General features: G+C 50.1%; 25 protein-coding genes and 1 pseudogene. 22 read left to right on the top strand and 4 right to left on the bottom strand.

Annotated features, from left to right (window positions below):
- The 6 genes from AC5OW4_RS07680 to AC5OW4_RS07655 all read left to right on the top strand — a co-directional run.
- On the top strand, nt 1-910 hold a 910-nt coding region (locus tag AC5OW4_RS07680), incomplete at its 5' end, for a hypothetical protein (RefSeq protein ID WP_493676844.1).
- A 103-nt stretch (nt 911-1,013) separates the two neighbouring features.
- Nucleotides 1,014-1,175 carry a hypothetical protein gene (locus AC5OW4_RS07675; RefSeq protein WP_159432770.1) on the top strand — a complete coding sequence of 54 codons (162 nt, stop codon included), beginning with the start codon at nt 1,014-1,016 and terminating at the stop codon, nt 1,173-1,175.
- A 349-nt stretch (nt 1,176-1,524) separates the two neighbouring features.
- Nucleotides 1,525-1,869 carry a hypothetical protein gene (locus AC5OW4_RS07670; protein ID WP_139248592.1) on the top strand — a complete coding sequence of 115 codons (345 nt, stop codon included), beginning with the start codon at nt 1,525-1,527 and terminating at the stop codon, nt 1,867-1,869.
- A 57-nt stretch (nt 1,870-1,926) separates the two neighbouring features.
- The gene (locus AC5OW4_RS07665; RefSeq protein WP_072684134.1) at nt 1,927-2,142 is read left to right on the top strand and encodes a YneF family protein; all 216 of its coding nucleotides are present in this window, start codon (nt 1,927-1,929) and stop codon (nt 2,140-2,142) included.
- Between the two features lie 155 nt (nt 2,143-2,297).
- A complete protein-coding gene (locus tag AC5OW4_RS07660; protein ID WP_072684135.1) occupies nt 2,298-3,011 on the top strand; it encodes a biosynthetic peptidoglycan transglycosylase in 714 nt (237 codons plus the stop codon).
- A gap of 106 nt (nt 3,012-3,117) precedes the next feature.
- Nucleotides 3,118-3,531 (top strand): hypothetical protein, encoded by a 414-nt coding sequence (locus AC5OW4_RS07655; RefSeq protein ID WP_072684136.1) that lies wholly within the window; start codon nt 3,118-3,120, stop codon nt 3,529-3,531.
- Between the two features lie 73 nt (nt 3,532-3,604).
- Here the strand turns inward: AC5OW4_RS07655 and plsY are convergent, their stop codons facing one another.
- Nucleotides 3,605-4,210 (bottom strand): glycerol-3-phosphate 1-O-acyltransferase PlsY, encoded by a 606-nt coding sequence (gene plsY, locus AC5OW4_RS07650; protein WP_072684137.1) that lies wholly within the window; start codon nt 4,208-4,210, stop codon nt 3,605-3,607.
- Nucleotides 4,211-4,405: 195 nt separating this feature from the next.
- Here plsY and parE point away from each other — a divergent pair, with 195 nt between their 5' ends.
- Both parE and parC read left to right on the top strand, forming a co-directional pair.
- The gene (gene parE / locus AC5OW4_RS07645; protein ID WP_308559887.1) at nt 4,406-6,328 is read left to right on the top strand and encodes a DNA topoisomerase IV subunit B; all 1,923 of its coding nucleotides are present in this window, start codon (nt 4,406-4,408) and stop codon (nt 6,326-6,328) included.
- The gene (parC, locus tag AC5OW4_RS07640; protein ID WP_072684139.1) at nt 6,325-8,874 is read left to right on the top strand and encodes a DNA topoisomerase IV subunit A; all 2,550 of its coding nucleotides are present in this window, start codon (nt 6,325-6,327) and stop codon (nt 8,872-8,874) included. Before parE ends, parC begins: the two co-directional genes overlap by 4 nt.
- 337 nt (nt 8,875-9,211) lie before the next feature.
- On the opposite strand, the gene AC5OW4_RS07635 is transcribed toward parC, so the two are convergent.
- Complete coding sequence (locus AC5OW4_RS07635) at nt 9,212-9,391, bottom strand: hypothetical protein (RefSeq protein WP_072684140.1); 180 nt, start codon at nt 9,389-9,391, stop codon at nt 9,212-9,214.
- A 331-nt stretch (nt 9,392-9,722) separates the two neighbouring features.
- On the opposite strand from AC5OW4_RS07635, the gene AC5OW4_RS07630 reads away from it, so the two are divergent.
- From AC5OW4_RS07630 to AC5OW4_RS07610, 5 genes are all read left to right on the top strand, one after another.
- Complete coding sequence (locus AC5OW4_RS07630; protein ID WP_493676843.1) at nt 9,723-10,679, top strand: NAD-dependent epimerase/dehydratase family protein; 957 nt, start codon at nt 9,723-9,725, stop codon at nt 10,677-10,679.
- 110 nt (nt 10,680-10,789) lie between these two features.
- Nucleotides 10,790-11,161 carry a BlaI/MecI/CopY family transcriptional regulator gene (locus AC5OW4_RS07625; protein ID WP_072684142.1) on the top strand — a complete coding sequence of 124 codons (372 nt, stop codon included), beginning with the start codon at nt 10,790-10,792 and terminating at the stop codon, nt 11,159-11,161.
- Nucleotides 11,148-12,872 (top strand): M56 family metallopeptidase, encoded by a 1,725-nt coding sequence (locus tag AC5OW4_RS07620; RefSeq protein WP_072684143.1) that lies wholly within the window; start codon nt 11,148-11,150, stop codon nt 12,870-12,872. Before AC5OW4_RS07625 ends, AC5OW4_RS07620 begins: the two co-directional genes overlap by 14 nt.
- Nucleotides 12,873-12,984: 112 nt before the next feature.
- On the top strand, nt 12,985-13,854 hold the full coding sequence (locus AC5OW4_RS07615; protein ID WP_072684144.1) for a PHP domain-containing protein: 870 nt from the start codon (nt 12,985-12,987) through the stop codon (nt 13,852-13,854).
- Nucleotides 13,855-13,937: 83 nt separating this feature from the next.
- Nucleotides 13,938-14,660: a YebC/PmpR family DNA-binding transcriptional regulator gene (locus AC5OW4_RS07610; RefSeq protein ID WP_072684145.1), complete on the top strand. Its 723-nt coding sequence runs from the start codon at nt 13,938-13,940 to the stop codon at nt 14,658-14,660.
- 105 nt (nt 14,661-14,765) lie between these two features.
- Here AC5OW4_RS07610 and AC5OW4_RS07605 read toward each other — a convergent pair whose 3' ends face one another.
- Entirely contained in the window at nt 14,766-15,533 is a 768-nt protein-coding gene (locus AC5OW4_RS07605) for an SDR family NAD(P)-dependent oxidoreductase (RefSeq protein ID WP_072684146.1), read from the bottom strand.
- A gap of 182 nt (nt 15,534-15,715) precedes the next feature.
- Between AC5OW4_RS07605 and tagD the strand changes: the two genes are divergently transcribed.
- A complete protein-coding gene (gene tagD, locus AC5OW4_RS07600) occupies nt 15,716-16,108 on the top strand; it encodes a glycerol-3-phosphate cytidylyltransferase (RefSeq protein ID WP_020223869.1) in 393 nt (130 codons plus the stop codon).
- Nucleotides 16,109-16,789: 681 nt separating this feature from the next.
- Here tagD and AC5OW4_RS07595 read toward each other — a convergent pair.
- Nucleotides 16,790-17,902 carry a tRNA(Met) cytidine acetate ligase gene (locus AC5OW4_RS07595; protein ID WP_493676842.1) on the bottom strand — a complete coding sequence of 371 codons (1,113 nt, stop codon included), beginning with the start codon at nt 17,900-17,902 and terminating at the stop codon, nt 16,790-16,792.
- A 159-nt stretch (nt 17,903-18,061) separates the two neighbouring features.
- Here AC5OW4_RS07595 and AC5OW4_RS07590 point away from each other — a divergent pair, with 159 nt between their 5' ends.
- From AC5OW4_RS07590 to AC5OW4_RS07555, 8 genes and pseudogenes are all read left to right on the top strand, one after another.
- Nucleotides 18,062-18,997, top strand: a complete 936-nt coding sequence (locus tag AC5OW4_RS07590) for an alpha/beta hydrolase (protein WP_072684148.1) — start codon at nt 18,062-18,064, stop codon at nt 18,995-18,997.
- A gap of 144 nt (nt 18,998-19,141) precedes the next feature.
- The gene (locus tag AC5OW4_RS07585; RefSeq protein WP_072684149.1) at nt 19,142-19,645 is read left to right on the top strand and encodes a YceD family protein; all 504 of its coding nucleotides are present in this window, start codon (nt 19,142-19,144) and stop codon (nt 19,643-19,645) included.
- Between the two features lie 13 nt (nt 19,646-19,658).
- Nucleotides 19,659-19,814 carry a 50S ribosomal protein L32 gene (gene rpmF, locus AC5OW4_RS07580; protein ID WP_006058885.1) on the top strand — a complete coding sequence of 52 codons (156 nt, stop codon included), beginning with the start codon at nt 19,659-19,661 and terminating at the stop codon, nt 19,812-19,814.
- Between the two features lie 271 nt (nt 19,815-20,085).
- Nucleotides 20,086-20,517, top strand: coding sequence for a division/cell wall cluster transcriptional repressor MraZ (mraZ, locus tag AC5OW4_RS07575; RefSeq protein ID WP_006058887.1), 432 nt, complete (start codon nt 20,086-20,088; stop codon nt 20,515-20,517).
- A complete protein-coding gene (rsmH, locus tag AC5OW4_RS07570) occupies nt 20,514-21,452 on the top strand; it encodes a 16S rRNA (cytosine(1402)-N(4))-methyltransferase RsmH (RefSeq protein ID WP_072684151.1) in 939 nt (312 codons plus the stop codon). Before mraZ ends, rsmH begins: the two co-directional genes overlap by 4 nt.
- Nucleotides 21,453-21,456: 4 nt before the next feature.
- Nucleotides 21,457-21,759: a hypothetical protein gene (locus AC5OW4_RS07565; RefSeq protein WP_493676841.1), complete on the top strand. Its 303-nt coding sequence runs from the start codon at nt 21,457-21,459 to the stop codon at nt 21,757-21,759.
- Between the two features lie 5 nt (nt 21,760-21,764).
- A complete protein-coding gene (locus AC5OW4_RS07560; protein WP_072684152.1) occupies nt 21,765-23,948 on the top strand; it encodes a penicillin-binding protein in 2,184 nt (727 codons plus the stop codon).
- A gap of 78 nt (nt 23,949-24,026) precedes the next feature.
- Nucleotides 24,027-25,325 (top strand): annotated as a pseudogene (locus tag AC5OW4_RS07555) (peptidoglycan D,D-transpeptidase FtsI family protein); the annotation flags it as partial.
- Nucleotides 25,326-25,330: the final 5 nt, after the last annotated feature.

Here is a 25,330-nt window from a genome sequence, read left to right as displayed (position 1 = left end):
TTATAGTGATATTTTTGAAGCATTTAAAATTATTATACAATACTATTTGTTTGCTGAATATCCTAATAGTGTGACTGCAGAAAGAATGTATTATACGAGTTTTTTATTAAGCTCAAAAATAGATGAAATACTTAAAAATATATTATTTGATTATTTTTTCTTTAGAGAAATGAATATGTCTTACTCTGAGAAAATATCAGAACAATTAATTAGTTATAAAAATGGTTCACAAATTTCAACAATTTATATAGTTTTCTGGCTTATTTATAAAGAAAGGTTATTAGATGCCTTGCGCTATACTGAACTGGGAATCATTTATTTTACGCAATTAAATAGCATATATTATTTAGGTATTTTATATTATACGAAGGCATTGGCTTTGCATACAGGCAATAAAGATAATGTAAAAAATTACTTTGATCGATCTATAGAATATTTATCAAAATGTGGAGGTCGATTAGCTGAAAAAAAGCTCAAAGAAAATTATTTTAACGTAGGTTATCATTATTATTATGATAAGGATTATCTATTAGCCAAGGAATACTTTGAAAAGTTCTTAAGTTATAAGCCTAAGTTTACAGCTCATATTTTACATGTTTTAGAATGTTTTGAAGAATTAAATTTACCAACAGATACAGCGTTATTCAAGCAGATTCATTTAGAGGATCCCAATGATAATAGTACTTGTAAAATTTTTTATGAGTATTTTTCAATGAAAATTAATAATGCTTCTGCTAAAGAATTACAAAATTTTATCATGACGGATATTCATAGATTATTGATAAATCAATATCGTTCAGAAAGCATTTTAAGCTATTTTAAGTCTGAATTATCAAAATTAGTAAAAATAACGAAAAAATATAAAGATATTGATAGTTTCAATGATTTTACTTCGCATAAAATTGCTTGATATGTAAAGATTTCATGATTCAAATATTCTGACTTTTGAAATGTAACAAAAACATATTAAATGCGATTTTCATTATATAATAAGACCGTTGAATGGAGGAAATATGAAGAAAGTATTGTTAAGCGCATTAGCTTTAGTAGCGTTATGCGTATTGTGTACACCAGTGAGTGCTGAAGAAACAGACCCAGAAGGTTGCTCTGTTGAACATCCAGAATTGTGCATTGAACCAGCGGGTTGCACAGCACCAGATTGCATGTTTGGTTAATCTATAGATTAACTGAATTGCATAAAATCAACAACAATGTTTATTATGGCGAAGTAATGGGGGCTTCATTCTACGGGAAAACGAGTGAACGAAACAAGGTAGAAGAACTAAGTTGCAGAAACATAATAAACCGGACCGCTACAGTGAGAATAAAAACATAATCGATATTTATTTGATGTCTTGCTTGTAGAAAAATGATAAAAATTGGTGAGTGATCGGTCTATTTATAGGTGCAAAACCGGTCGCAGGCAGTGATGGAGAATCTGATAGGGAGTCGGATTCTCCATCGTTTTTTTGTGTTTCGACAAAATTTTAAAGCGCGGACTGTTATATTGATCGGGGTGAGAAGATGATTAGAGGATATATGATCCGCGATGAGTTTATTTCTGTTATGAAAAACAGTACGTCGGTTCTTGGCTGGATGGAAAATCGTGATGAATATCAAGCTCAGCTTGACGCGATCCTGATCTCGCCGGATGTCATTTTCCAGCAGCTGAAGACACGCTTTCAATATCGTGATGATATGTTTCTGGTACCGGATAAAATAACATATTATAACTCGCTGACACAGCGGACGAGCACGCTCGAAAAAGAACAATGGCATCTGGTTCTCTCAGATAAGGCGGAATACCCGTTTCTGTATGAATTGAAACAGCTGCGGGGGACATTGGTTCTGACGGAAATAGACTTGTAAAATAGATTGAAAAACGATACAATAAATACGATAATCACAGAGATAGGTGGTGTAATAATGGGAAACGCATTCTTGAGTTCAATCGGATTTCTGATTTTGGGACTGGTTATCGGTGGTGGATTAGGTTTCTTCTTCACGCGCCGTTATTTTGAAAAGCAGTTGAAGGAACATCCTCCAGTCAATGAGAAGATGATTCGCGCCATGTTCCTGCAGATGGGACGGAAGCCGTCCGAAGCTCAGATCCGGGCTATCATGAAGTCCATGGGACAGTAACTCAACATTGGGAAGAAGGAAATAAAAAGCTGATAAGCAGGGGACAGGATCGCCGGACTTATCAGTTTTTTTATTTGACTCAGGTGACGGGAACATGACTAAACTGTAAGGCTGCAAGCAGGATCTGCGTGGTATAATGCGGACAGGTGATAAAGATGAAATGGATAAAGCGTTTCGTGCTTGTTCTGCTCACGCTGCTTGTGATCGGCGGGGGATGGCTGACGGCTTCAGGCTATCAGCGATATAAAGAAGCGATCGCCGAAATGCCGCTGGCGGATAAGATCGAAGAAGTGAAACAACGCGAAGATTATATGCCGCTGGATCAGATCAGTCCGGATTTTGTGAATGCGGTCGTCGCGGTGGAGGATCGGCGGTTTTATACCCGACAGGGAATTGATGTAATTTCTCTGGGCCGGGCATTGCTGACAAATCTGATCTCCGGCGAGCTCAAGGAAGGCGGCAGCACGATTCCTCAGCAGCTGGCGAAAAACCTGTATTTTACGCATAAACCGTCCTTGACGCGGAAAATCGCAGAAGTGTTTTTTCTCTATGATCTGGAAGCGGCCTACTCCAAAGATGAGATTCTTTCTTTTTATGTCAACGTCATCTATTACGGCGACGGGCATTACGGCATTGCTCAGGCCAGCCGCGGATATTTCAACAAGGAACCTTCCGAGCTGACGTTGGCGGAAGCGACCTTACTGGCAGGATTGCCGCAGTCACCAAGCCGCTATCAGCTCAGTTCCGGCAAAGATCTGGCGCTGCATCGTCAGCAGCAGGTTTTGGAAGCGATGCAGGCGGTCGGCTTGATCGACGCGGCGCAAAGTCAGGCTGCTTTGGAATGGTCATCCAACTATTTGGGTATGTGATTGAATAATTTATTACACCTTTCTTAAATTGACATGAAGCATTCCTTAATCCTCTATCTATTTAAAGCCGGGATCGGTATAATCAAGATAGTAGGAGGTTCTGTCTATGAAAAGGTCAATTTTGCCTTTCTTGTTTTTCTGCGTATTTCTGTTGAGCGCAGGATGCGGCAGCCAGCCTGAAAACGCGGCGACGGCCTCGGAGTATTCCGTAAAATCACAGGCCGAAATCAGCGTCAGCAACGATGGATTTCCAATTTCGATCAGCAATCTGCTGGATCGGTTTAAGACCTATGATTTTTATGAAACGTTAAATCTGGAAACGGTCAGCGCCGAGCAGATCGGCTCGCTCGCGGAGTCAGATGCGACTTTATATATTGTTGAAGGATCCGCAGAGGTTCGTGAAGAAAAAGTGCTGGACACCGATTATCATATCTATTATTACGATCAGCTGATGATCATTTATAATGGTGCGAACGATGTGATTCTCCAGGCGTTGAATGAACAGCTCAACGGCGAATGACAGGCATTGAATCGACGATAAAATAAAAACTCGCTTTCAGATGAAAACGAGCTTTTTTCAGATTGATCGTCAGTTACATCCAGGAGATTTTCTTTTCCTCATGGCTGCGGATGCGTTCGATATTCGCTTTGTGACGGTAGGTGACAAATGCCCAGAGAATCCAGATGGAAGCGGTGATCATGAGATTGGACTGGGTCAGCGTCGTGATCAGCGCCGCGCTGGCGATGCCGATGATGGAGGACAGCGATACCATCTTCCAGATCTTCAAGGTGATCATGAAGATCACAAACGGGATCACAAACATCTGGATCGGTTCATGGGTGACGAACAGGCCGGTGGCCAACAGATAGCCAAACGTTGTCGCGACCGCCTTGCCGCCCTTGAAATTGGCGAAGATCGGGAAGCAATGCCCCGCGCAGCAGCACATGCCGGCGTAGACCGCAGCCTCCGGAACAAACAAGACGCACAGGCCAACAACGAAGAAGGCTTTCAAACCATCCAGCACAATCACGGTGACGCCGGCCTTTTTTCCCAGCACGCGGCCGGCGTTGGTGCCGCCCAGATTGCCGGAGCCAAAATTACGAACGTCGGTTTTATAGAAGACTTTGCCGATGACTAACGCCCAGGGGATCGATCCGAAAAGATAACCCAGGACCATCGCAAAAAGAATTTTAATCATTTCCTCTTCACTCCTTCGCTCCTATTTTATCATAAAAACCGAGCGCGTAAACTTTTATTTTAAGCCGTTTTTGTGTATAATCTAATCTATGGCGGATTGGAATGAAGGCGGCGGGGAAAGGCTAAACTCAGGAAAATCGAGCTGAAACGGAAAGGAGAAAGAGTAGGATTTTTTCTTCTCTAATCGTAATAAAAGATGGCAAAAACACAGAAATATGATGAGAATTCAATTCAGATCCTGGAAGGATTGGAAGCGGTCAGAAAACGTCCGGGGATGTATATCGGATCGACTGATTCGCGCGGCCTGCATCATCTGGTCTGGGAAACGGTCGACAATGCGATTGACGAAGCGCTCAACGGCTTCGGCAAGAAAATAACGATCACGCTGGAAAAGTGCGGCGCGGTCTGCGTTGAGGATGAGGGCCGCGGGATGCCGATCGGCATGCATGCCAGCGGTGTTCCGACGATTCAGGTTATTTTTACCGTCCTGCATGCGGGCGGCAAGTTTTCCTCCGAAGGAGGGTATAAGACCTCCGGCGGTCTGCACGGCGTCGGCGCCTCGGTCGTCAACGCTTTAAGCGAATGGGTTGAGGTGACGGTCTGTCAGGAAGGACAGATGGTTTCCATGCGTTTTGAGGATGGCGGCAAGAAGATCGGCAAGCTCGAAAAGCTTGGCAAAAGCACCAAAACCGGCAGTAAGATCCGGTTCATGCCGGACAAGCGGATCTTCTCGACGATCGAATTCAATGCCGGCTTGATCTGCGAGCGGGCACGGGAAAATGCGTTCTTATTGAAGAATATCACGATGATCGTGAAGGACGAACGTTCCGGCAAGACGGAAACGTTCCATTACGAAGACGGCTTAAAGGCTTTTCTGGAGTATCTGCATGAGGATCGGACGGTGCTGCATGATCCGGTTGTGTTTACCGGAATGGCGAATGACATCGAGGTGCAGTGCGCATTCCAGTATACGGATGATTATCAGGAAAGCATGGTTTCCTTTGTCAACCTTGTCCGCACCAAGGATGGGGGCACGCATGAAATGGGTTTCCGGTCGGCGTTCACCAAGGCGTTTAACGATTACGCGCGGAAGCTCGGTTTGTTAAAAGAGAAAGATAAAAACTTTGAAGGCAGCGACGTGCGCGAAGGTCTGACCTCGATCGTGTCGGTGTCGATTCCGGAAAATCTGCTTCAGTTTGAAGGTCAGACCAAAGGCAAGCTGGGGACCGCGGAAGCGAAAAGTGCGGTCGAGAGTCTTGTCGGCGATAAGCTGAGCTTCTATCTGGAAGAAAACAAAGAGCTTTCGACGATGCTGATCAAGAAGATGCAGAAGGCGTCGCAGGCCCGGGAAGCGGCGCGGAAAGCGCGTGAAGAAGCGCGGAAGGGCAAGAAGGCCGGCAAAAGTGAAAAGGTGCTTTCCGGCAAGCTGGCGCCGGCTCAGTCCAAGGATGCGACCCGCAAAGAATTATTCTTAGTGGAAGGCGATTCCGCCGGTGGTTCCGCCAAGCAGGGCCGCGATTCCAAGTACCAGGCGATTCTGCCGCTGCGCGGTAAGGTGCTGAATACGGAAAAGGCGGGACTGGCAGAGATTGAAAAGAACGAAGAATTGAATACGATCGTCCATGCCCTGGGCGCGGGGATCGGTTCCGGCTTCGATTACTCCGACAGCAATTACAACAAAATCATCATCATGACCGATGCCGATACCGACGGCGCGCACATTCAGGTGCTGCTCTTGACGTTCTTTTACCGCTACATGCGGCAGTTGATCGAGCATGGCATGGTTTACATCGCCCTGCCGCCGTTATATAAGGTGACCAAGGGCAAGCAGCTGCGCTACGCCTACACTGATGAGGAGCTGGACGAGGTGAAGCAGCAGTGGGGCAAGGTCGAGATTCAGCGCTACAAAGGTTTGGGCGAAATGAACGCGTCCCAGCTGTGGGAAACGACAATGGACCCTGAAACCCGGACGCTGATTCAGGTTTCGATTGAAGACGCGGTGCAGGCGGAGCGCAATGTTTCCATTTTGATGGGCGACAAGGCCAATCTGCGCCGTACCTGGATTGAGCAGCACGTCGCGTTTACGTTGGAAGATACGTTTAAGGTGGAACAGAAATGAAGAAGAAAGAAAATACAGCGCCGGTCAAAGAACCCAGCCTGGTGATTTCTCCGTTAGAGGACATCATGGGCGAGCGGTTTGGCCGCTATTCCAAATATATTATTCAGGAACGCGCGCTGCCGGATGCCCGCGATGGGCTGAAGCCGGTTCAGCGGCGGATTCTGTACGCGATGTATCATGATGGCAACACGTTTGATCATCAGCACCGCAAATCGGCGAAAACCGTCGGTCTGGTCATCGGTAATTACCATCCTCACGGCGACAGCTCGGTTTACGACGCGATGGTGCGGATGTCGCAGGATTGGAAGATCCGCATGCCTTTGATCGATATGCATGGCAACAATGGTTCGATCGACGACGACCCGGCGGCGGCGATGCGATATACCGAAGCACGGCTGGCGAAAATCGCCGGAACGATGCTGGAGGATATCGACAAGGACACGGTCCTGTTCGCGCCGAACTTCGACGATACGGAGAATGAACCGACCGTCCTGCCGGCCCGCTTTCCGGTTCTGCTGGTCAACGGAGCGACGGGAATCGCGGCGGGTTACGCGACCAACATCCCGCCGCACAATCTGAGCGAAGTGATCGACGCGGCGATCTACCGGATGCAGCGGCCGAAGTGTTCGCTGGAGGAACTGATGGAAATCCTGCCGGGACCGGACTTTCCGACCGGCGGTATCGTCATGGGCAAAAAAGGGATTGTCGATGCCTTCACCACCGGCAAGGGCCGGATTGTCATCCGCGCCCGCACGGAGATCGTCACGGGCAAGACATGCAATCAGATTATTATCCGGGAAATTCCCTATGAAGTCGTCAAATCGTCGATGGTCCGCAAAATGGACGATATCCGGCTTTCCCGCGAAATTGAAGGGATTATGGATATCCGCGACGAAACGGACCGGACTGGTCTGCGGATTGTCATCGACGTCAAAAAGGATGCCGATCCCAATGTAATCCTGAATTATTTCTATAAAAACACAGATTTACAGATCTATTACAGCTACAACATGGTGTCGATCGTCAACAAGCGTCCGGTTCAGATGGGCTTGATCGGGATGTTGGACGCCTTCATCGCGCACCGTGAGGAGGTCGTGCTGCGCCGCAGCCGTTACCTTTATAATAAGATGGAGGAACGTTGCCACATCTTAGAGGGCTTGATGAAAGCCGTGTCGATCATGGACGAGGTGATCGCCGTCATCCGGCAGTCGAAGGATAAGGGCGACGCCAAGCGCAATCTGACGGAATCGTTTGGTTTCAGTGAAACCCAGGCCGAAGCGATCGTCACCCTGCGGCTGTATCGTTTGACGTCGACCGATATCGTGGCGCTGCGGGAGGAATTTGCGCAGTTAGTCAACGAGATGGAAATGCTGAAAACGATTTTGGAAAGTGAGACTGTCTTAAAGAGCGTTCTGATCAAGGAACTGCGCGAGATCAAAAAGGAATATGCCGACCCGCGCCGCAGCGAGATTCAGGCGGAGGTTGAGGAAATCGTCATTGATAAGACCGCGATGATTCCTAACGAACGCGTCATGATCACCGCATCCCGCGATGGGTATGTCAAACGGGTATCGCTGCGTTCCTACGGGGCCAGCGACAACGCGATGACCGGCTTGAAGGAAGGCGACGTGCTCGTTGGACAGCTGGAAGTCGATACGCTTGACACGCTGTTGTTGTTCACAAGCAAGGGTAACTACGCGTATCTGCCGGTGTATCAGATCGACGAAGCGAAGTGGAAGGACGTCGGCTCGCATATGAATAAATATGTCAGCATTGACGGCGACGATAAAATCATCAATGCGATTGTCGTCAAAAACTTCTCCAGCTACGCCTGGATTGTGACCGTCAGCCGGCGCGGACAGGTCAAGAAAACGCCGATCAGTCAGTGGCAGGTGCAGCGCAACAACAAGATGATGACCGCGATGAATCTCAAGAAAGACGATGAGATGATGCGGGCGTTCGTCGTGTATGCGCACGAGGATCTGATCATGATCAGCCGCAGCGGCTGGATCAGCCGGTATTCCTCGGATCTGGTACCGGCCAACGGCACCAAGTCGCAGGGCGTCAAGGCGCTGAATCTGGCGAAGGACGACACGCTGGCGGCGGCCTGCAGCTACAGCGACGAACGTCAGAGCCTGTGGGTATTGTCGGATAAGGGCAATATGAAACGGATCAAGATGAGCGACATCAACGTCACCGGGCGTCCGGTCAAAGGCGAAATCGTTGTGAAGCGGCTGAAGACCAACCCTTATCATATCGCCTACTGCCAATGCGTGCAGCCGTATGACAGTCTGATGCTGATGGATCCGCAGCTGCAGATTCTTCAGGCGAAAGACGTGCCGATGATGAGCCGGGAAGCCACCTTCTCCACACCGCTGGAACTGAAAAAGGACTGGGGTCTGATTAAGGGGATTGAGGAAGTGCGGATTGTCGATCATCCGGTCGGCGAGGACGAAATTCCGTTTGAAGACTATGATGAAGAATCGGAAGCGGATGAAAAAGTCCATTCCGATATTGAAATGATGAGTTTGTTTGAAGAAGAATAAGGAAGGCCCGGCGTAAGCCGGGCTTTTCTTTTACGGGGCAGAAGCTTGTGGCTGGCAGTAAACGCCGGCAGACTTGAACAAACGTTCGTCGTCAAAGGATGATGAAATCAATTTCTTTCGTTTCATTTTTGCCAATCTATATCGTTTACTCTTTTCGGCTTGCAGTGTCGTGTTTTGATTTGAGCCTTTTTATTATAAATTCTTGTTTGTTTTTCAGCCTTGTTCCCAATGAATAATAACGGATTAACTCAGGAAGGAAAGAAAAAGGTTGAAATTCCATCAGGAATGCCTATACTAAAGGTGTAAGGTGTTGCTGAAAGGCGGCACCCGTCATGAGCTACCTTTTACGGTGGCGGCGGACAGATGAGCGCTGACTTTTCTTGGTCGATGGTGCAGCGCTTTTCTTTTTGGCCTCTATAATTTTTAAGCGGCATTCAATCACCTTGATCGAACATTCGATCAAGGGCAAACCAACTTTCAAAACTACATTGACAAAAAGTTCCAGGAAATGTTCCATAGAATTGCCCTCCTTGAATGACAGACGACAAAAATCTGTCGGTTTGAATCGAATTGAAAAGGTCAAAAGTCGATTCTGTCCGGACGGGCATCCGCGGTTCAACAAAACCCAACACTATTAATATTGCGGAAAAGTAAAAATAACCCCCTAAGAAAATGATGAAAAATATGTTCACAAAGTAAAAAAAGAGCGCTGAAGATACTTTTCGGAAATAAGCTGCGATGGGGATTCTATTATTCTGCATATAGGATGATTATGCAGGAAGAATCGATTGGAAAACTGGTAATTGTTCAGGCTGATGATATAATAAACCTGAAAAAGGAGATCATTCATGCGAAAAGTATTGATTTTAGGCGGCAGTTATTTTATCGGCAGGCGGATTACAGAACAGTGTTTGGAAGACGGCTGGGAGGTTTCGTTATTAAACCGCGGTAGTCAGCCATGGACAGGCAGACCGGTAACGCAGCTGACCTGCGATCGGGAAGACGCGGCAGCGATGAAACAAACGTTAAAAGGCAGAACTTTCGACGCGGTGATCGACGTGTCCGGATTAAACCAGAAGCAGATTGAGATCTGCTGCGAAAGTCTGGATTGCTCCGTTAAACACTGGGTTTTCATCAGTTCCAGTGCGGTTTATGATGTAGACCGGTGTGCGCTGCCGATTTTAGAAACGCAACCGTTAGGGGAAAATCCATACTGGGGACAATATGGTACCGATAAAATCGCGGCGGAAAGCGCGCTGACGGCATTTTGCCAAAAGCAAAACATCGCGCTGTCGATTTTGCGGCCGCCTTATATGTATGGGGAATATAATTATGTGCAGCGGGAAAGCTTCATTTTTGATCACCTGATGCGGAATCAGCCGATTTTGATCCCGGCGGCGGATAACCGCATTCAGTTCTGCTACACCGGCGATTTAGCCAAGATCGTCACTACTCTGTTAAGGTGTCCGGATCAGGGGATTGAGATTTACAATGTCGGCGATCAACAGGGCGTGAGCTTCAGCGAATGGATTCAACAATGTGCTGACGTCTGCGGCGCGCAGGCGAAGATCATTCCGGTTCATGATGCAAACTGGAACGCCAGAGATTACTTCCCGTTCCGCGATTATGACAATGTACTGGATGTGACGAAGATTCATCAAATTGTGCCGGAAGATACCTTGTTTGAAACCGGCTTGACGCGGGCTTACCGCTGGTTTTGCGAACATCGCGGCGAGATTGTGTTTAAGCCCAAGCTGGCGGCCAATGAAAAACAGATTCTAAGCGAAATGGGAATACAGGAATAAACAGAGCGTCCGGCACAAGCCGGACGTTTTTATGAATTCGCTTGACAGGATGAGATTACAACTGTAATATATAAATGTATTACAGTTGTAATCTGAATGGAGGGACGTTGATGAATGCCGAAAAAATCACTGATGCCGAATTAGAGGTACTTAAAGTTCTGTGGCTGCGGGAACCCTTGACCGCGAATCAGATTGTCGAGGAGGTTTCCAAACAAAAGGACTGGAATGCCAAGACGATTCGTACGTTAATCCATCGCTGCGAGGAAAAACAGGCGGTGACGGCCGACCGCAGCGCACGTGAAATTTTATACAGCCCAGCGATCAGCCGCCGGGATTATACGCGGCAGACACAGAAAAGTCTGGCTGATAAGCTGTTCAACGGTTCGATGAGCCGGATGATGCTGAACTTCATGGAAGAAGTCCAGCTGAGTGACGATGAGCTAGAAGAATTGAAGGAAATGATCCGCGATGCTGAAAAATAGTCTGCGGCAGCTTCTGGAAGTCTCATTAATGATCAGTCCGCTGATTATCTTGATCTTCCTGCTGAGAAAAAAGAGTCTGCGTAGGCTTGGACCAACCGCCCGGCTGTTGTTGTGGGTTCCGCTGTTGATTCAGCTGGCAATTCCCGTTCAGCTGACGTCAAAGCACAGCCCGTATCAGAAATTGACGACAATCCCGTTGGCAGATTCATTCGCGGAAACGGTAGAACAAATTGAAACTGCGCCGATAATCATCCATCCAGCCCAAGCTGCGCTCTCAATGCCGCCGGACAAGCCGATACCGCAAAATTGGACCTGGGGCGAGGGACTGGTGATGCTCTGGGTATTGGGAATGGTCGTCATGACGACTGTCAATGGGATCGCCCGTGTGAAATTGAAAAAACGGTTATGTCTGCAGCCTTGTTCTCCCGCGCTGGGTGAAGAAGCAGTGCGTCAGATGCGGATTAATCGCTGCCTGCAGATTCCTGTCCGGCAGAGCGCGAGCCTTCACAGCTGCGCGATTTATGGCAACTTGATGCCGCAGCTGGTCTTGGGCGCAGATTTTAAAGAACGAACAGAAGCGCAGCGGAGAGTGATGCTCGATCATGAATGCCTGCATGTGAAATACGGACATCCATGGTTTCTGGGATTCATTCAGCTGCTGGAGATCGTATACTGGTTTAATCCGTTAGTGCGCCTGATGATGAATCAGCTGCGGCTGGATCTGGAATACTTCATCGACGAAAAACTGCTGGAGGATAAACCGCAGGCAGACCGGATCGGTTACGCTCGCCTGTTGCTGGCGTTGAGCGCGGATCATGATGAGCGGGCGTTGCAGTGCCTCAATAGCAAGCGAACACAAAAACGATTTAAAGAAAGGATGGGATGGATTGTGAATAAAAAACGAACGCCGTGGCTGCTTGCGGCCGGGATCGTCCTGATTTGCGCCGGGGTCAGCGTCAGCATGATGGTAAAACCGGATGCTCAGTCCGGCTGGGAAATGACGATGAAGCGGACGCTGATTCAAAACGAAGCGGCGCCGGTTGAATTGACGGACACCCATGAAATCAAGGTCTGGTGCGAAGGCTCGAAGAAAGCGCTGGAATCAATGGGCATGGAGGTGCCGGTCATCGTGCGGGTTAAGGAATGGGTTTCGCCGACTGGCGAAACGCTGACGCTGACCGATATGCAGCGGGGCGCAGAATCCCTGGCGCAGCTGGAATTCGGGGAAATCCCGGAATCCGTGACCTGCTTCATGCCAACAGATCGGATCTTTGTAAAACTGACTTCGGACCAGCTTCTTCAGCCGTATCCGGTAGCGGGCGGCGCTGACGCCGTAGCCCGGATTCAGGCGATTTCGCCGGTTGAAAACCCTGAAATCACCTGCCGCTGGGGTTGTTATGCTGATCATCAGGCGCTGGATATCACCGATCCGGATAACAAGCAGGCGCCGATTCTGGCAACGGCGGCGGGAACGGTGAACACGACCGGGTTTAATTCGATCGACGGCAATTACATCATTCTTGATCATGTCGACGGAATTCAGAGCTTTTACGGACACTTGGGCGAAATTCAGGTTGCGGAAGGGGACGCTGTCGCGCAGGGACAGACGATCGGTATCATGGGAATGACCGGACGGGCAACCGGACCGCATGTACATTTCTATCTGATTCAGAATGAAACCGCGTTGGATCCGTCAAGTTTGTACCAGTAAAGAGGAAAATACATCGCTCTTCAAATCAAAACCCGGAAAATTTCCGGGTTCTTTTGTTGCTTAGAAAACGGTTTCACGGTATACTTCACCTAGAGGTAAGAGGAGGAATTTTATGAGTACCCTGGATTATCATATCCATACGATCGTCAGCACCGACGCGGACTACACACCGGAGGAAATCATCCGCATGGCGCAGGAAAACGGCGTGAAGACGCTGGCGATTACCGATCACAACAACGTTGCCAGCGTCGCCGAGGCGGCGCGCTTGGGTGAAGCGGCAGGCATCCGCGTCATTCCGGGCATAGAGATTGACTGCGAATTTGAAGGCGTGGGCTTCCACATGACGGCTTATGGAATTGATATCACCGATCCGCGTTATGATGAATTGTTCCATTATTATTACGATCAGTCTGTTGAAAACACCTGGAAAGCGAAGTATCAGTTCTGCGAAGCGATGGAACTGGATTTGCCGGACGAGCTGTTAAAGACCGTGGCCAAGGACAACATTCTTGTGCCCGAGGATATCGGCGCATACCTGTTAAGCCACAGGGAATACGATGGTTTACGCTGGCTGGATCCCTACCGCGAGGGCGGCAGCCGCAGCGATAATCCGAATGTGAACTTTTTCTGGGATTTCTTCTCCCAGGGTAAGCCGGGCTATACCGCAGGAAGCAAGAAGACGGCGGCGGAAATCATCGACCTGATTCACGCTACCGGCGGGGAAGCCGTCGTCGCCCATCCAGGCGCCAATTTCAAAGGCAAGGATGAAATTCTGGAACGATTATTAGACAGCGGCGTGCAGGGCATGGAGGTTTACAGCAGCTATCACAATGAGGAACAGACCTGCCGTTACCGGCAGATGGCGCTGGATCATGGACTGTGGATGACCTGCGGCAGCGATTTCCACGGCCATCACAAACCGGCGATTCAGATCGGGCGCATCCCGTTTCTTATGGATGAAGCGGAAATTCACCGCTTTTAAGCCTGTTTTACAAATTTCTTCGTGATTTTTACAGTGTGCTTTGATATAATGATAAAGTCAATTTTGGAAGGTGGTTATTAACTATGGGACGTGCACATGAGGTCCGTGCGGCGGCGATGGCCAAAACAGCCGCAGCGAAGTCAAAATTATACTCCCGTTACGGCAAAGAACTGTTGATCGCAGCGAAAGCGGGCGTTCCGGATCCGGAGATGAATCTGGGCCTGAAACGGAAAATTGCCGAAGCGAAGGCGAATCAGGTACCTGCCGACGTCATTAAAAGAGCGATTGAAAAAGCGAAGGGCGGCACTGGCGAAAACTACGATTCCTGCCGTTACGAAGGTTTCGGCCCGGGCGCGGCGACAATCATTATCGACTGTCTGACCGACAACACCAACCGCAGTGTCAGTGCGGTTAAGACCTGCTTCAACAAGGCGCATTGCAAGATGGGTGTTGCGGGCTGCGTCTCGCACAGCTACGACAACGTCGGTCTGTTCAACTTCCCGTATGAAGATGAAGAAGGCATGCTGGATGCGCTGATCATGGCGGAAGTCAATGTCATCGACATTGAATGTGAAGACGGCACCATGACCGTGACGGTCGATCCGACGGATTTCCACAAAGCGAAGGAAGCGATCGACGCCCTGATTCCGGAGGTTGAATATGACGCCTGCGAAATCACGATGCTGCCGCAGGAATATGTCAAGCTGGAGAGTGAAGAAGACAAGGAATCCTGGAATCGTCTGTTGACGATGCTGGACGATTGCGACGACGTACAGAAGGTTTATCATAACGTCGAAGCTGAATAAGTAAAAAAAACGGTAAATTTTGAAGCCCGTCTGACGTGTTGGATCAAACTGGGGATGGCTTCGATTGTACCGTTTTTTTTTTGAAAACAGGAAGCTGCCAGCGGCTTAGAAAATCGTGCCGCCGCCGTCGGCGCGGATTGTCTGACCGGTGATATAGCCGGAGGCATCGCTGGCTAAGAAAACGAGAACCGGAGTTAAATCAGCATAGGCCGTGCCAATCCGACCGATAGCCGGAACCGTAAAGCCCAGGGTTTCTGGTTTACGCTGACCTTCCGGAAACGAATCAATGATCGCCTGCATTTTCGGAGTGATCGCCGTCGGACTGATGCAGTTGATGTTAATCCCATCTTTGCCCCACTCGCGGGCCGCAACTTTTGACAGACCGCGGATCGCTTCTTTGACCGAAGCGTACGCTGCGTAGCCTTCTGTACCGGTCAAGCCGGCCGGGGAAGCAAAGTTGATGATCTTGCCATGGGATTCTTTCAAATAAGGATAGCACAGCTGCATCAGCCGCCATGTCGCCAGATAGCCGCTTTTGAATACCGTCATCAGATCGGCTTCCGTCTGCTGCAAAAATGGAATGCCCGGTTTTGCGTCTACCGCGTTGTTGATCAGAATATCGATTCGTCCAAAGCGGTCGGCGGTTTGCTTGACCAGATTTTCAAGCTGTGCCCGATCTGTAATGTCACAGACGACAGCCAGAACCTCCGCGCCTTTCTTACGGCAGATTTCAGCTGTTTCCTCAAGCTTGGACTGGGTTCTTGCGCAGATCGCCAAATTTGCGCCTTCTTCCGCGAAGCGAATGGCCGTTTCCCGTCCGATTCCTCCGCTGCAGCCGGTGATCAAAGCCACTTTCTCTTTTAAGACATTCATGAAGATTCCTCCTTTACTATAATCGTAAATCGTGATGATGAAAGAAACAATGAAAATGTTAAATAGTTAAATAAATTCACAAAGTTGTTTGAAAAAAAGCCTGAAAATAATTGCGAATTCACAGAACGATACCCGCAAAGATCGATTTTTGATATAATGGAAAGCGAGGAAAGGAATGAATTATGAAACGAATACTGACTTACGGAACCTATGATCTTCTGCATTGGGGACATATCCGTTTATTAAAGCGCGCGAAACAGCTGGGAGATTATCTGATCGTCGGACTGTCGACCGACGAGTTCAACGCGATCAAAGGAAAAAAAGCTTATCACAGCTATGAAGAACGTAAGATGATGCTGGAGGCGATCCGCTATGTCGATCTGGTGATTCCGGAAAACGAATGGGGACAGAAGGCAAAGGATATCCAGGAATATCACGCTGACGTGTTTGTTATGGGCGATGATTGGGAAGGGAAGTTCGACGAGCTGAAAGCATATTGCGAGGTTGTTTATCTGCCGCGCACCGAAGGAATCTCTACGACTAAGATCAAGGAGGATCTTGAAAAGCTGAAATAAGTTGAAATAAAAAAAGGCAGGAAGATTTATTGGTTTTTCCTCGAACTTGGGTAAAGATAAAAAGAATAGGTAGCACAAAGCCTGAAATCTTGCTTTGTACAGCCTCCTTTTTTGTATAGAAATTCTAAGCCTACCCTAAATTTAGTAAGAACCGGTTTATTGCTTTAATCCACTGTAAAAAAAGAGTGTATTTTTCTTATGTCCAAGCATTATAAACAGATAATCAGTATCTCTATATTCGAATGGAGACACGGACTTTTCTCTCTGTTGAAGATCAAGGATTGCTTTCTTGATAAGGGGAGGCTGTATTTATCACTTATAGCTTGAAAACTTATGTTCGCCGTTTTATGAATTTTATGCCCGGGAAGGATCAACCGATATGATTAAAATTTGCATTAGCCGCAGTCAAGCGGGACCCGGATCTATAAAAAATTCTTGAACAATAAAGTGTTGGCCCTGTTTTGTAATTGCATAGGACGGTATATCAATTTCGACGAAGATTGCGATAAAAAAAGTAGTGAAATGAGTGATCAGAAAGCGGCATTGAACGATTCTTACTCAGTTTTGATCGGCATCGAATTTCTGACGGCAAAAAGCTGGCGGCAGTAAGCTTAAAAATAGGTCTACTGTTGCCAGCTTTTTTTATGGTAATTTAATGAGGATGATGTCATGATCCTTATTTTACAGGATGATCGGTCCGCCGATTTCTTTTTTTAACAATGCGATCCGGTCGGATTCCGCCATCATTGAGGCGTACAGCTGTGTCGAACGGTATTCCAGCCGGCGGTAAGGCTCGGGAACAGCCGCAAAACGGGAGGCGATGCGAACTTCCTGTTGACGCAGCTGTTTTAAATACTGCCTTCCGGTTTCGTTGAACGCCAGCGGACGCAGCGTATCCAGCGGCGGCAGGCTGCGGACCTCATCCCAATGAATCTGGCACAGCAGCTGCAGACAGGTGCGCTGAATCCGCGATCGGGTATAGCGTCGGTTCACGGCTGACGCGATGAAACTGTCCCAATCCGGCGAAATTTCTGCACAATGAGCCAGATGAACTTCAATTCCTTCGGAAAACAGGAAGTACGTTTGCAGCACGTGAACCGGCATCGTGATCAGCATCATTCTTAAATAAGGATAGAACTGCGCCAGACAGACCCGCGGACCGGTCTTCAGCGCGGAAGCCATCGGCGTTTGTTCATCGCAGAAGCATTCCTGTTCTGCGGCCAGCCGGATCGCCTTGGCGCTGGCCACCGGACCCTGCAGCGCTGTTTCATGATAGCCGACGGTACGCTGGATCGTATAAGGTGTGATCGGGCTGTCCTGCAGCTGCTTCAGATAGGCCACGCCCAGGATATCGTTGGGCAGCATCTCCCTGGCCCATAAACCATATGCCTTGGGAAAGGCCAGTCCGGCGGCCAACGACTCCTTCAGATGATCCGGATTGATCGGCATCGACGCGATTTCCTTCAGCTCCTGCAGGTTGTTGCTTTCCGAGCCGAAGACCAGGGAAGAAACCTGCGCCAGTTTTAATAATGTCACCGCGCCTTCGGCAAAATGCGAAGCGCTTTGCGTGACCCAGGGGTAGGGCAGCTCGATGATCAAATCGCAGCCCTGCGCCAGCGCCGCCGCCGCCCGTTTCCATTTGTCCAGAATTGCCGGCTCCCCGCGCTGGACGAAATTCCCCGACATCACCGCGATCAGCACGTCGCAGCCGGTGATCGCACGGGCTTGTTCTATATGATAAAGATGACCGTTATGAAACGGATTGTATTCCACGATAATGCCGCAAGCTTTCATAGACAACCTCCAGAACTTTCCAACCCTTCCTTATGGGAAGGCAGACAGCGGTGTTTTGCACTGTCGCCCCTTATGATATCATAAACATTCGTGAAATGCTCACAAACCGGAGAAACGCTATGCTATAATAAACTAGGAATCCGAGGTGAAACAAAAATAATGGATGAAAAACAAAAAATAGCGACAACGATATACCGCCCTGATGGGCAGCCGCGGGCAATCTTCCAGATTTCGCACGGGATGGCGGAACACCGGCTGCGGTATGCGGAATTCGCACAGAATCTGGCTAAACTGGGCTTTGTGGTAGTGACCAGCGATCACCGCGGTCATGGCGGATCCGCTGCCAGTCCTGAGGAGCTGGGTTATTTCAACAAGCATAAGGGTTGGCAGAAATGCGTCAACGATCTGTATGAGCTGATGATTCAGGTGAAGCAGGAATATCCGGATGTGCCGGTAATCCTGTTCGGTCACAGCATGGGTTCGATCATGGCCCGCAGCTTTGTCAAACGCTACGACGCGCTGCTGAACGGACTGATCCTGTGCGGCGCGCCGAACTACAACCCGGCCGCCTCGGCCGGCCGGGTTATGGCCAAGACGATCATGGCGCTCAAGGGTGATCATTACCGCAGCAAGCTGCTCGATCAGCTGGTGCAGGGCTCCTTCAACAAGCAGATTCCCAATCCGCGCACGCCGTTAGACTGGCTGAGCAAGAACCCGGACAATGTCGACGCGTACATCGCCGATCCGCTGTGCGGATTCCGGTTTACCGCTTCGGCGTTTGACGATATGTTTTACGGGATTCAGGATATGCATGATCTGATGCGCTGGAATCTCAAGAACCCGAAGCTGCCGATTCTGTTTATCGCCGGCGGGGATGATCCGGTGACCGGCGGCCGCAAGGGACTGGAAAGCTCAGCGGCAACGCTGCGGGAAGCCGGCTATGATGACATCGAAATGCGGGTGTTCAAGAGTCTGCGTCATGAGCTGCTCAACGAAAAAGAAAAGGATCAGGTCGTTGCGGAGATCCTTGACTGGTCAGCCCGCAAGATCCCCGGCTGCGCCGATCTGCGGCAGGGGGAACAAGTCGGTCAGTAAGCTGTAAATTTCTGCTTTCATTTCCGCTGTCCAACGTTTTCCAACCTGCGAAAAACCCCGGTGTTAAGCTTTAAAAGTTATCATTGACTTTAGCTGGGTTTTTACATATAATAAAGGCTGTTAACGAAATAGGGTGAACTGCGCGTGAAATGGTCTAAAACTGAACTGATCAATCAAGGGAATCAAGAACTCACAATTAACGAGGCTGTGACGTTTGATCCGGAAAGTTTGGCGAGCGACCGCCTGCGGGATTTGAAAAACGTGACGGTGACCGGCAGCGGACATTACGATCCGTCGCGGCAGCGTTTCGAGGCAGATCTCAAGGTCACGGGTGATATGGTGGTTCCCTGCGCGGTGTCGTTGGAAGACGTCATCGTGCCGTTTGAGACTTCTTCTCACGAAGTGTTCTCTTTCCTTCCGTGCGAGGAAGATGAGGTTCATGTTCTGAAGAAGGATGTACTTGAACTCTACCCGGTCGTCTTTCAGCTGATCCTGGCCGAAGTCCCGCTCAAGGTTGTTAAAAGCGGAATTTCCTATCCCAAGGGAGAAGGCTGGGAAGTCATCAGGGAAGAAGATTACAACCGGCAGAAGAAACAAGAAATTGACCCTCGTTTAGCGAAACTGAAAGAATTCAAGTTTGATGATTAGGAGGTGCTGACACATGGCTGTACAACAGAGAAGAAATTCGAAGACAAGAAAGGCAAAACGCAGAACGCATTTCAAGCTGACGGCTCCGACGCTGGTTAAATGCCCGGCTTGCGGAGAATACAAGCTGCCGCATCGCGTTTGCTCCTGCGGTTCCTACAACGGCAAATAAAACAAAAAGAAGATATCGGAAAAGGTTTCCGGTGTCTTTTTTTATTCTTGTAGATAAGTTGAAAATAATTCAATTAGATTAAGAAACAGGACTTGATTTATTCTGACACATTTCGACAAAAAGCCTGTGTTTAAGCCAAATGGTAAAAATTGGTTAACAAATTATGACAACTTAATGACGTTTTATTAAAATAAATTCTTGGCATTTGCAGGGACGGTGTTATAATTGTGGTATGAAGTGGCATAAAGTGGTAGATTGTGGGTGATTGATCATGTTCATGGGCGAATATCGGCACAACATTGACGCCAAGGGCAGAATGATCATTCCTGCCCGCTTTCGCGATGAGCTTGGCAATCGCTTCGTCGTGACCCGCGGTCTGGACGGCTGTCTGCGCACCTATACAATGGCGCAGTGGGACGCCGTGTTCGAACAGCTGAAACGGCTGCCTTCAACCAAGCGGGAAACCCGGATGTACATTCACATGCTGACGTCGAAAGCGTCGGAATGCGAACTGGACAGCCAGGGACGAATTCTGCTGCCCGCCGCTTTGATCACCGAGTCCGGAATTGAAAAAGAATGCGTCGTGGTCGGGGTTGCCGATCACGTGGAAATCTGGGCCAAGGAACGCTGGGACAACTACTATGACGAAGCCAGTGCTTCGTTTGAGGATGTTGCCGAACAGCTCACGGAGTTTCTCGTATGACAAGACATTACAGTGTATTGCTTCAGGAGTCCATCGACGCCCTGAACTGCCAATCTGACGGTATTTATGTTGACGGCACATTAGGCCGCGGCGGCCACAGTCTGGAAATTGCCCGCCGCTTGCAGACCGGTCATCTCTACGCGTTCGACCTTGACGAACAGGCGCTGGCGGAATCCGCTCAGCGATTAGCCGAAGTCAGCGACCGCGTGACGCTGATCCGCGCCAATTTCGCGCAGATGCGCGAGGAGTTGAACGCGCGGGGCGTGCTGAGCGTCGACGGTGTGGTCATGGATCTGGGCGTTTCCTCGCCGCAGTTTGACGACGGCGAACGGGGATTCAGCTACCGCTACGACGCCCGTCTGGATATGCGCATGGATCAGAGTCAGCCGTGCTCGGCCTGGAATCTGGTCAACGAACTTGATGAAAAAGAACTGAGCGCGCTGCTGTGGAAATACGGCGAGGAAAGCTATTCCCGTCCGATCGCCCGGCAGATCGTGCGGGCCCGCGCCCTGCATCCGATCGACACGACTTTCGAGTTGGTCGACGTGATCAAAAAGGCGCTGCCGGCGAAAGTGCTCAATAAGAAGGGACATCCGGCCAAGCAGACGTTTCAGGCTTTGCGGATCGCCGTCAACGGCGAACTGGAATCGCTGGAAACCGGCCTGCGGGCGGCGATGTCGTTAGTCAAACCGGGCGGCCGGATCGCCGTCATCACCTTTCATTCGCTGGAGGATAGGATCGTGAAGGAAACCTTCCGTCAGGCGTCCAGCGTTGAAAAAATCGACCCGCGGATTCCCTTGCTGCCAAGTCAGATCCGGCAGCCGGACTTCCGTCTGGTCAGCCGCAAGCCGATTTTGCCAGGCGAGGAGGAGCTTGCTGAAAACAATCGTTCACATTCCGCGAAATTACGCGTATTAGAAAGGATAGGGGATTAGAATCATGGCTAAGTTAGTGAAAAAGAAGAAGAAGCTAAGGTTAGAAGGATTGGCTGCAGTGCTGCTTTTTTTCGCCTCAGTTTGTTATGTTTCTTCTTCGTTATTCTTAAGAACTTACAATAACTCATTGAGCGCGCGTCAGCAGAGCGTATCCCGCGACATCGCGGCACTGCAGACTGAGAACGACGCGTTAAAGATTGAAGTCCAGAGCCTGAGCACGCGCGACCGCGTCACCGGCATTGCGGCCGAGGACGGCATGACACAAAATCAGGGGAATATTGTGACAATCGCCAAAGCTGGAGAGTAATTCTCATGCGGCAAAGCAATCGCATGATCCTGCTGATCCTGGCGACGATTCTGTTGATCAGCACTTTGGTCACGGCGAATGTTTTTTTAGTGGCCGTCGTGAAGGTCCACGCCCGCAGCGGAACGGATCTGACGGATTATGTTTCCGCCAGCAATGTGCACCGGACGGTTCAGCAGGCCCGAAGGGGATATATTTTAGACCGCAACGGGACGATCATCGCGCAGGACAACGTGACCTACAACATCATCGCTATTCTGGATAAAAACCGCCAGAGCCGCAAGGGCGAGATCGCTTATGTCGACGATCCGCTGGCCACGGCGCGTGCGCTGGCGCCGATTTTAGGCATGGAGGAATCGACGCTTTACGGCTATCTGACCAAGAACGCCAAACAGGTGGAGCTTGGCAGCAAAGGGCGCAATCTGCCGCGGGAAACCAAGGAAGCGATCGAAGCGCTGGATCTCAACGGGATTGAATTTGTGCAAACGACAAAGCGGTCCTATCCGTTAGGCACGTTTGCTTCCTATCTGATCGGCTTCGCGCAGGCGGACGACGACGGGGAAGTCAGCGGCCGGATGGGCATCGAACAATATATGAATGCCGCGCTGAGCGGCGAGGATGGTTATAAACGCTATCAGGCGGATAAAAACGGCAACATTCTGCCGGGCATGAAGATGGAAGAAAAGAGCGCCGTCAATGGCAACGACGTGATTTTAACGCTGGATCAGGGGATTCAGGAAGCGTTGGAAACGGCGTTCATGCAGACGCAGGCCGAGTTTAACCCGGAAAAGGTGTGGGGTTCGGTCATGGAAGTCGAAACCGGCAAGATCCTGGCATGGGGCCAGTCGCCGTCGTTTGATCCGAACACGATGAATATTGATGATTACGTCAATTATGTATCGCAGATGCCTTATGAACCGGGCTCGACGATGAAGGTTTTCACCTATGCCGCAGCGATCGACAGCGGAGCGTATGACGGCAGCGTGCTGGTGGACAGCTCGAAGTTCTGTTACGCGGCGGCCAACCGGAAGCCGTACCGCGTTTCCCAGGGTGATTCCCGCAAGATCGGCTGCATCGGCAACGCCTCGGGCAAAAGCTGGGGCATGATCCCTTACGATCTGGGCTTAGTCTATTCGTCCAACGTCGTGACTGCGAGCATCATTACGAATTTAATTGAACCGTCGGTCTATGAGGAGTATCTCGACCGCTTCGGTTTTTTCAAGCTGGTCGATACCGACGGTATTGCGGAAAGCACCGGCGTGAAGAATTTCACCTGGCCGGCGGACAAGCTGGCGCTGACCTACGGGCAGGGCTCGACCGTCACGATGCTGCAGATGATCCAGGCCTATTCCGCGATTTTCAACGACGGCACGATGGTCAAGCCGTACGTCATCGACCAGGTGCGTTCCTCCTATGACGATCAGAATGTGCTGTATCAGGGCCAGACGCAGGTTGTCGGCAATCCGATCAGCGTCGAAACCTCCAGGCAGGTCCAGCAGCTGATGTACGACACAGCCAACCGCGAGGACGGCACCGCCCGGTTCTATCAGATTCCGGAAACGACGATCATCGCCAAAACCGGAACCACCCAGCTGGCGGCGGTCGGCGGGGGCGGCTACAGCACTGGCAAGACGATCGTTTCGCTGATGGCGGCGATGCCGGCGGAGGATCCGAAGGTCCTGGTGTATTATGCCTTCCAGGCCGATTATGATAAGAACGCGCACGTCAAATCCGACGCGATCAAATCGGTGCTGCGCAAGGTTGCGATGACCTACAATTTTGCCGGGCAGCAGGACGTCAGCGAGCCGAGCACGCCGTCGGCGGAAATCGTACCGATTCATGAATCCACGATGCCGTCGCTGATCAATCACACGTTAACCTACGCGCAGAACAAGCTGGCCGACAGCGAATGCGATGTGATCGTCTTGGGCGGAGGCGAGGAGATCATCGACCAGTTCCCGCAGGCCGGCGAGATGGTGGTGACGCGCCAGAAGGTTTTCCTGCTGACGGACACCTATCAGATCACGATGCCCGATATGAACAGCTGGACGCGCAAGGAGGTCAGCGGTTTCTGGAAGGCCAGCGGTCTGCCGGTCAAGATCGAAGGCTACGGCAAGGTCGTTTCCCAGAATATTCCGCCGGGGACATTGGTCAACAAGCAGACGGCGATCGAGGTCGTGCTGCAGGAATAGATGTTTCATCCTTTACAAACAAAGAAAGATCCGCATGAGCGCGGGTCTTTTTTCATAGGATGAAACAGAGGTGATCGGATGCTGAGCACACGGATAAAAAAACGCATCAACAAAATCGTGATCGGCGGCACGGTCATTTTTGCCTTGATCATCGGCAAGCTGGCTTACGTTCAGATTCTGGATCGGGAAACGCTGTTTTCCAAAGCGCAGGATTTATGGGAGCGGGATTTCCCAGTATCCGGACTGCGCGGGAATGTTCTGGACATCAATGGCGAAGTGCTGGCGACGGATATTCCTTCGACGTCGGTCATGGTTGTTCCGGCCCAGATCACCGATCCCGACAGCACCGCCCAGCAGCTGGCGGACATTCTGGAAACGGAAAAAGAGAACATCTACAAGCAGATCACCCGCAAGGTTTCGACTCAGCGGATCGTCCCTTACGGCCGGCTGATTTCCAACGAACAGGCCAAGGCGATCGACCATCTGGATCTGACCGGCGTGTATCTGGTGCAGGACTCGCTGCGCTATTATCCCAACGGCGCCTACCTGGCGCAGGTGCTCGGCTTTACCGGCGTGGACAATCAGGGGCTGGCCGGACTGGAGCTGCAATATGAGGAAATTTTAAAAGCGAATAAGGGAAGTATGAAAATTCCATTCGACGCGAAGGGCCATCCGGTGAAAATCTATTCCGAGCGCTATGAAGCGCCGGGCCAGGGAATGGACGTCATGCTGACAATCGACACGCGGATTCAAAGTATTCTGGAGCGCGAGCTGAACAACGCGATGGAACGCTATAACCCGGATTCTGCCTGGGGACTGGCGATGAACCCCAACACCGGCGAAATTCTGGCGATGGTGTCGAAGCCGGACTTTGATCCCAATCATTACCAGGACTACGACGAATCCGTCTACAACCGCAACCTGCCGGTCTGGATGAGCTATGAACCGGGTTCGACGTTTAAAACGGTGACGTTTTCCGCGGGGCTGGAGGAAGGACTGTTCGATATGGAACACGACGGTTATTACGACCGCGGTTATGAAATCGTCGAAGGCGCGCGCTTAAAGTCGTGGAAAGCCGGCGGTCATGGTCAGCAGACCTACATGCAATGCCTGCAGAATTCGTCCAATCCCTGCTTTGTGCACATCGCCCAGATGCTGGGCGGCGATAATCTGAGTAAATATCTTGATGCCTTCGGCTTCGGTCAGAAAACCGGCGTCGATCTGCCGGGCGAGGCCAAGGGCATCCTGTTCAATGCCGACGACTGGGGCTTGCTGGAACAGTCAACAACGGGTTTCGGCCAGGGCATTTCCGTCACGGCGATCCAGCTGGTCACGGCCTTCTGCGCAATCGTCAACGGCGGGACGCTGTACCAGCCGTAAGA

This window comes from Holdemania sp., assembly GCF_986127675.1.
This window is presented reverse-complemented; position numbering and strand designations above follow the sequence as displayed.

What these genes read in the sequence shown, in the direction of transcription:
- AC5OW4_RS07675 (WP_159432770.1), top strand. Translation starts at nt 1,014, where the DNA reads ATGAAGAAAGTATTGTTAAGCGCATTAGCTTTAGTAGCGTTATGCGTA.
- AC5OW4_RS07670 (WP_139248592.1), top strand. Translation starts at nt 1,525, where the DNA reads ATGATTAGAGGATATATGATCCGCGATGAGTTTATTTCTGTTATGAAA.
- AC5OW4_RS07665 (WP_072684134.1), top strand. Translation starts at nt 1,927, where the DNA reads ATGGGAAACGCATTCTTGAGTTCAATCGGATTTCTGATTTTGGGACTG.
- AC5OW4_RS07660 (WP_072684135.1), top strand. Translation starts at nt 2,298, where the DNA reads ATGAAATGGATAAAGCGTTTCGTGCTTGTTCTGCTCACGCTGCTTGTG.
- AC5OW4_RS07655 (WP_072684136.1), top strand. Translation starts at nt 3,118, where the DNA reads ATGAAAAGGTCAATTTTGCCTTTCTTGTTTTTCTGCGTATTTCTGTTG.
- plsY (WP_072684137.1), bottom strand. Translation starts at nt 4,210, where the DNA reads ATGATTAAAATTCTTTTTGCGATGGTCCTGGGTTATCTTTTCGGATCG.
- parE (WP_308559887.1), top strand. Translation starts at nt 4,406, where the DNA reads ATGGCAAAAACACAGAAATATGATGAGAATTCAATTCAGATCCTGGAA.
- parC (WP_072684139.1), top strand. Translation starts at nt 6,325, where the DNA reads ATGAAGAAGAAAGAAAATACAGCGCCGGTCAAAGAACCCAGCCTGGTG.
- AC5OW4_RS07635 (WP_072684140.1), bottom strand. Translation starts at nt 9,391, where the DNA reads ATGGAACATTTCCTGGAACTTTTTGTCAATGTAGTTTTGAAAGTTGGT.
- AC5OW4_RS07630 (WP_493676843.1), top strand. Translation starts at nt 9,723, where the DNA reads ATGCGAAAAGTATTGATTTTAGGCGGCAGTTATTTTATCGGCAGGCGG.
- AC5OW4_RS07625 (WP_072684142.1), top strand. Translation starts at nt 10,790, where the DNA reads ATGAATGCCGAAAAAATCACTGATGCCGAATTAGAGGTACTTAAAGTT.
- AC5OW4_RS07620 (WP_072684143.1), top strand. Translation starts at nt 11,148, where the DNA reads ATGCTGAAAAATAGTCTGCGGCAGCTTCTGGAAGTCTCATTAATGATC.
- AC5OW4_RS07615 (WP_072684144.1), top strand. Translation starts at nt 12,985, where the DNA reads ATGAGTACCCTGGATTATCATATCCATACGATCGTCAGCACCGACGCG.
- AC5OW4_RS07610 (WP_072684145.1), top strand. Translation starts at nt 13,938, where the DNA reads ATGGGACGTGCACATGAGGTCCGTGCGGCGGCGATGGCCAAAACAGCC.
- AC5OW4_RS07605 (WP_072684146.1), bottom strand. Translation starts at nt 15,533, where the DNA reads ATGAATGTCTTAAAAGAGAAAGTGGCTTTGATCACCGGCTGCAGCGGA.
- tagD (WP_020223869.1), top strand. Translation starts at nt 15,716, where the DNA reads ATGAAACGAATACTGACTTACGGAACCTATGATCTTCTGCATTGGGGA.
- AC5OW4_RS07595 (WP_493676842.1), bottom strand. Translation starts at nt 17,902, where the DNA reads ATGAAAGCTTGCGGCATTATCGTGGAATACAATCCGTTTCATAACGGT.
- AC5OW4_RS07590 (WP_072684148.1), top strand. Translation starts at nt 18,062, where the DNA reads ATGGATGAAAAACAAAAAATAGCGACAACGATATACCGCCCTGATGGG.
- rpmF (WP_006058885.1), top strand. Translation starts at nt 19,659, where the DNA reads ATGGCTGTACAACAGAGAAGAAATTCGAAGACAAGAAAGGCAAAACGC.
- mraZ (WP_006058887.1), top strand. Translation starts at nt 20,086, where the DNA reads ATGTTCATGGGCGAATATCGGCACAACATTGACGCCAAGGGCAGAATG.
- rsmH (WP_072684151.1), top strand. Translation starts at nt 20,514, where the DNA reads ATGACAAGACATTACAGTGTATTGCTTCAGGAGTCCATCGACGCCCTG.
- AC5OW4_RS07565 (WP_493676841.1), top strand. Translation starts at nt 21,457, where the DNA reads ATGGCTAAGTTAGTGAAAAAGAAGAAGAAGCTAAGGTTAGAAGGATTG.
- AC5OW4_RS07560 (WP_072684152.1), top strand. Translation starts at nt 21,765, where the DNA reads ATGCGGCAAAGCAATCGCATGATCCTGCTGATCCTGGCGACGATTCTG.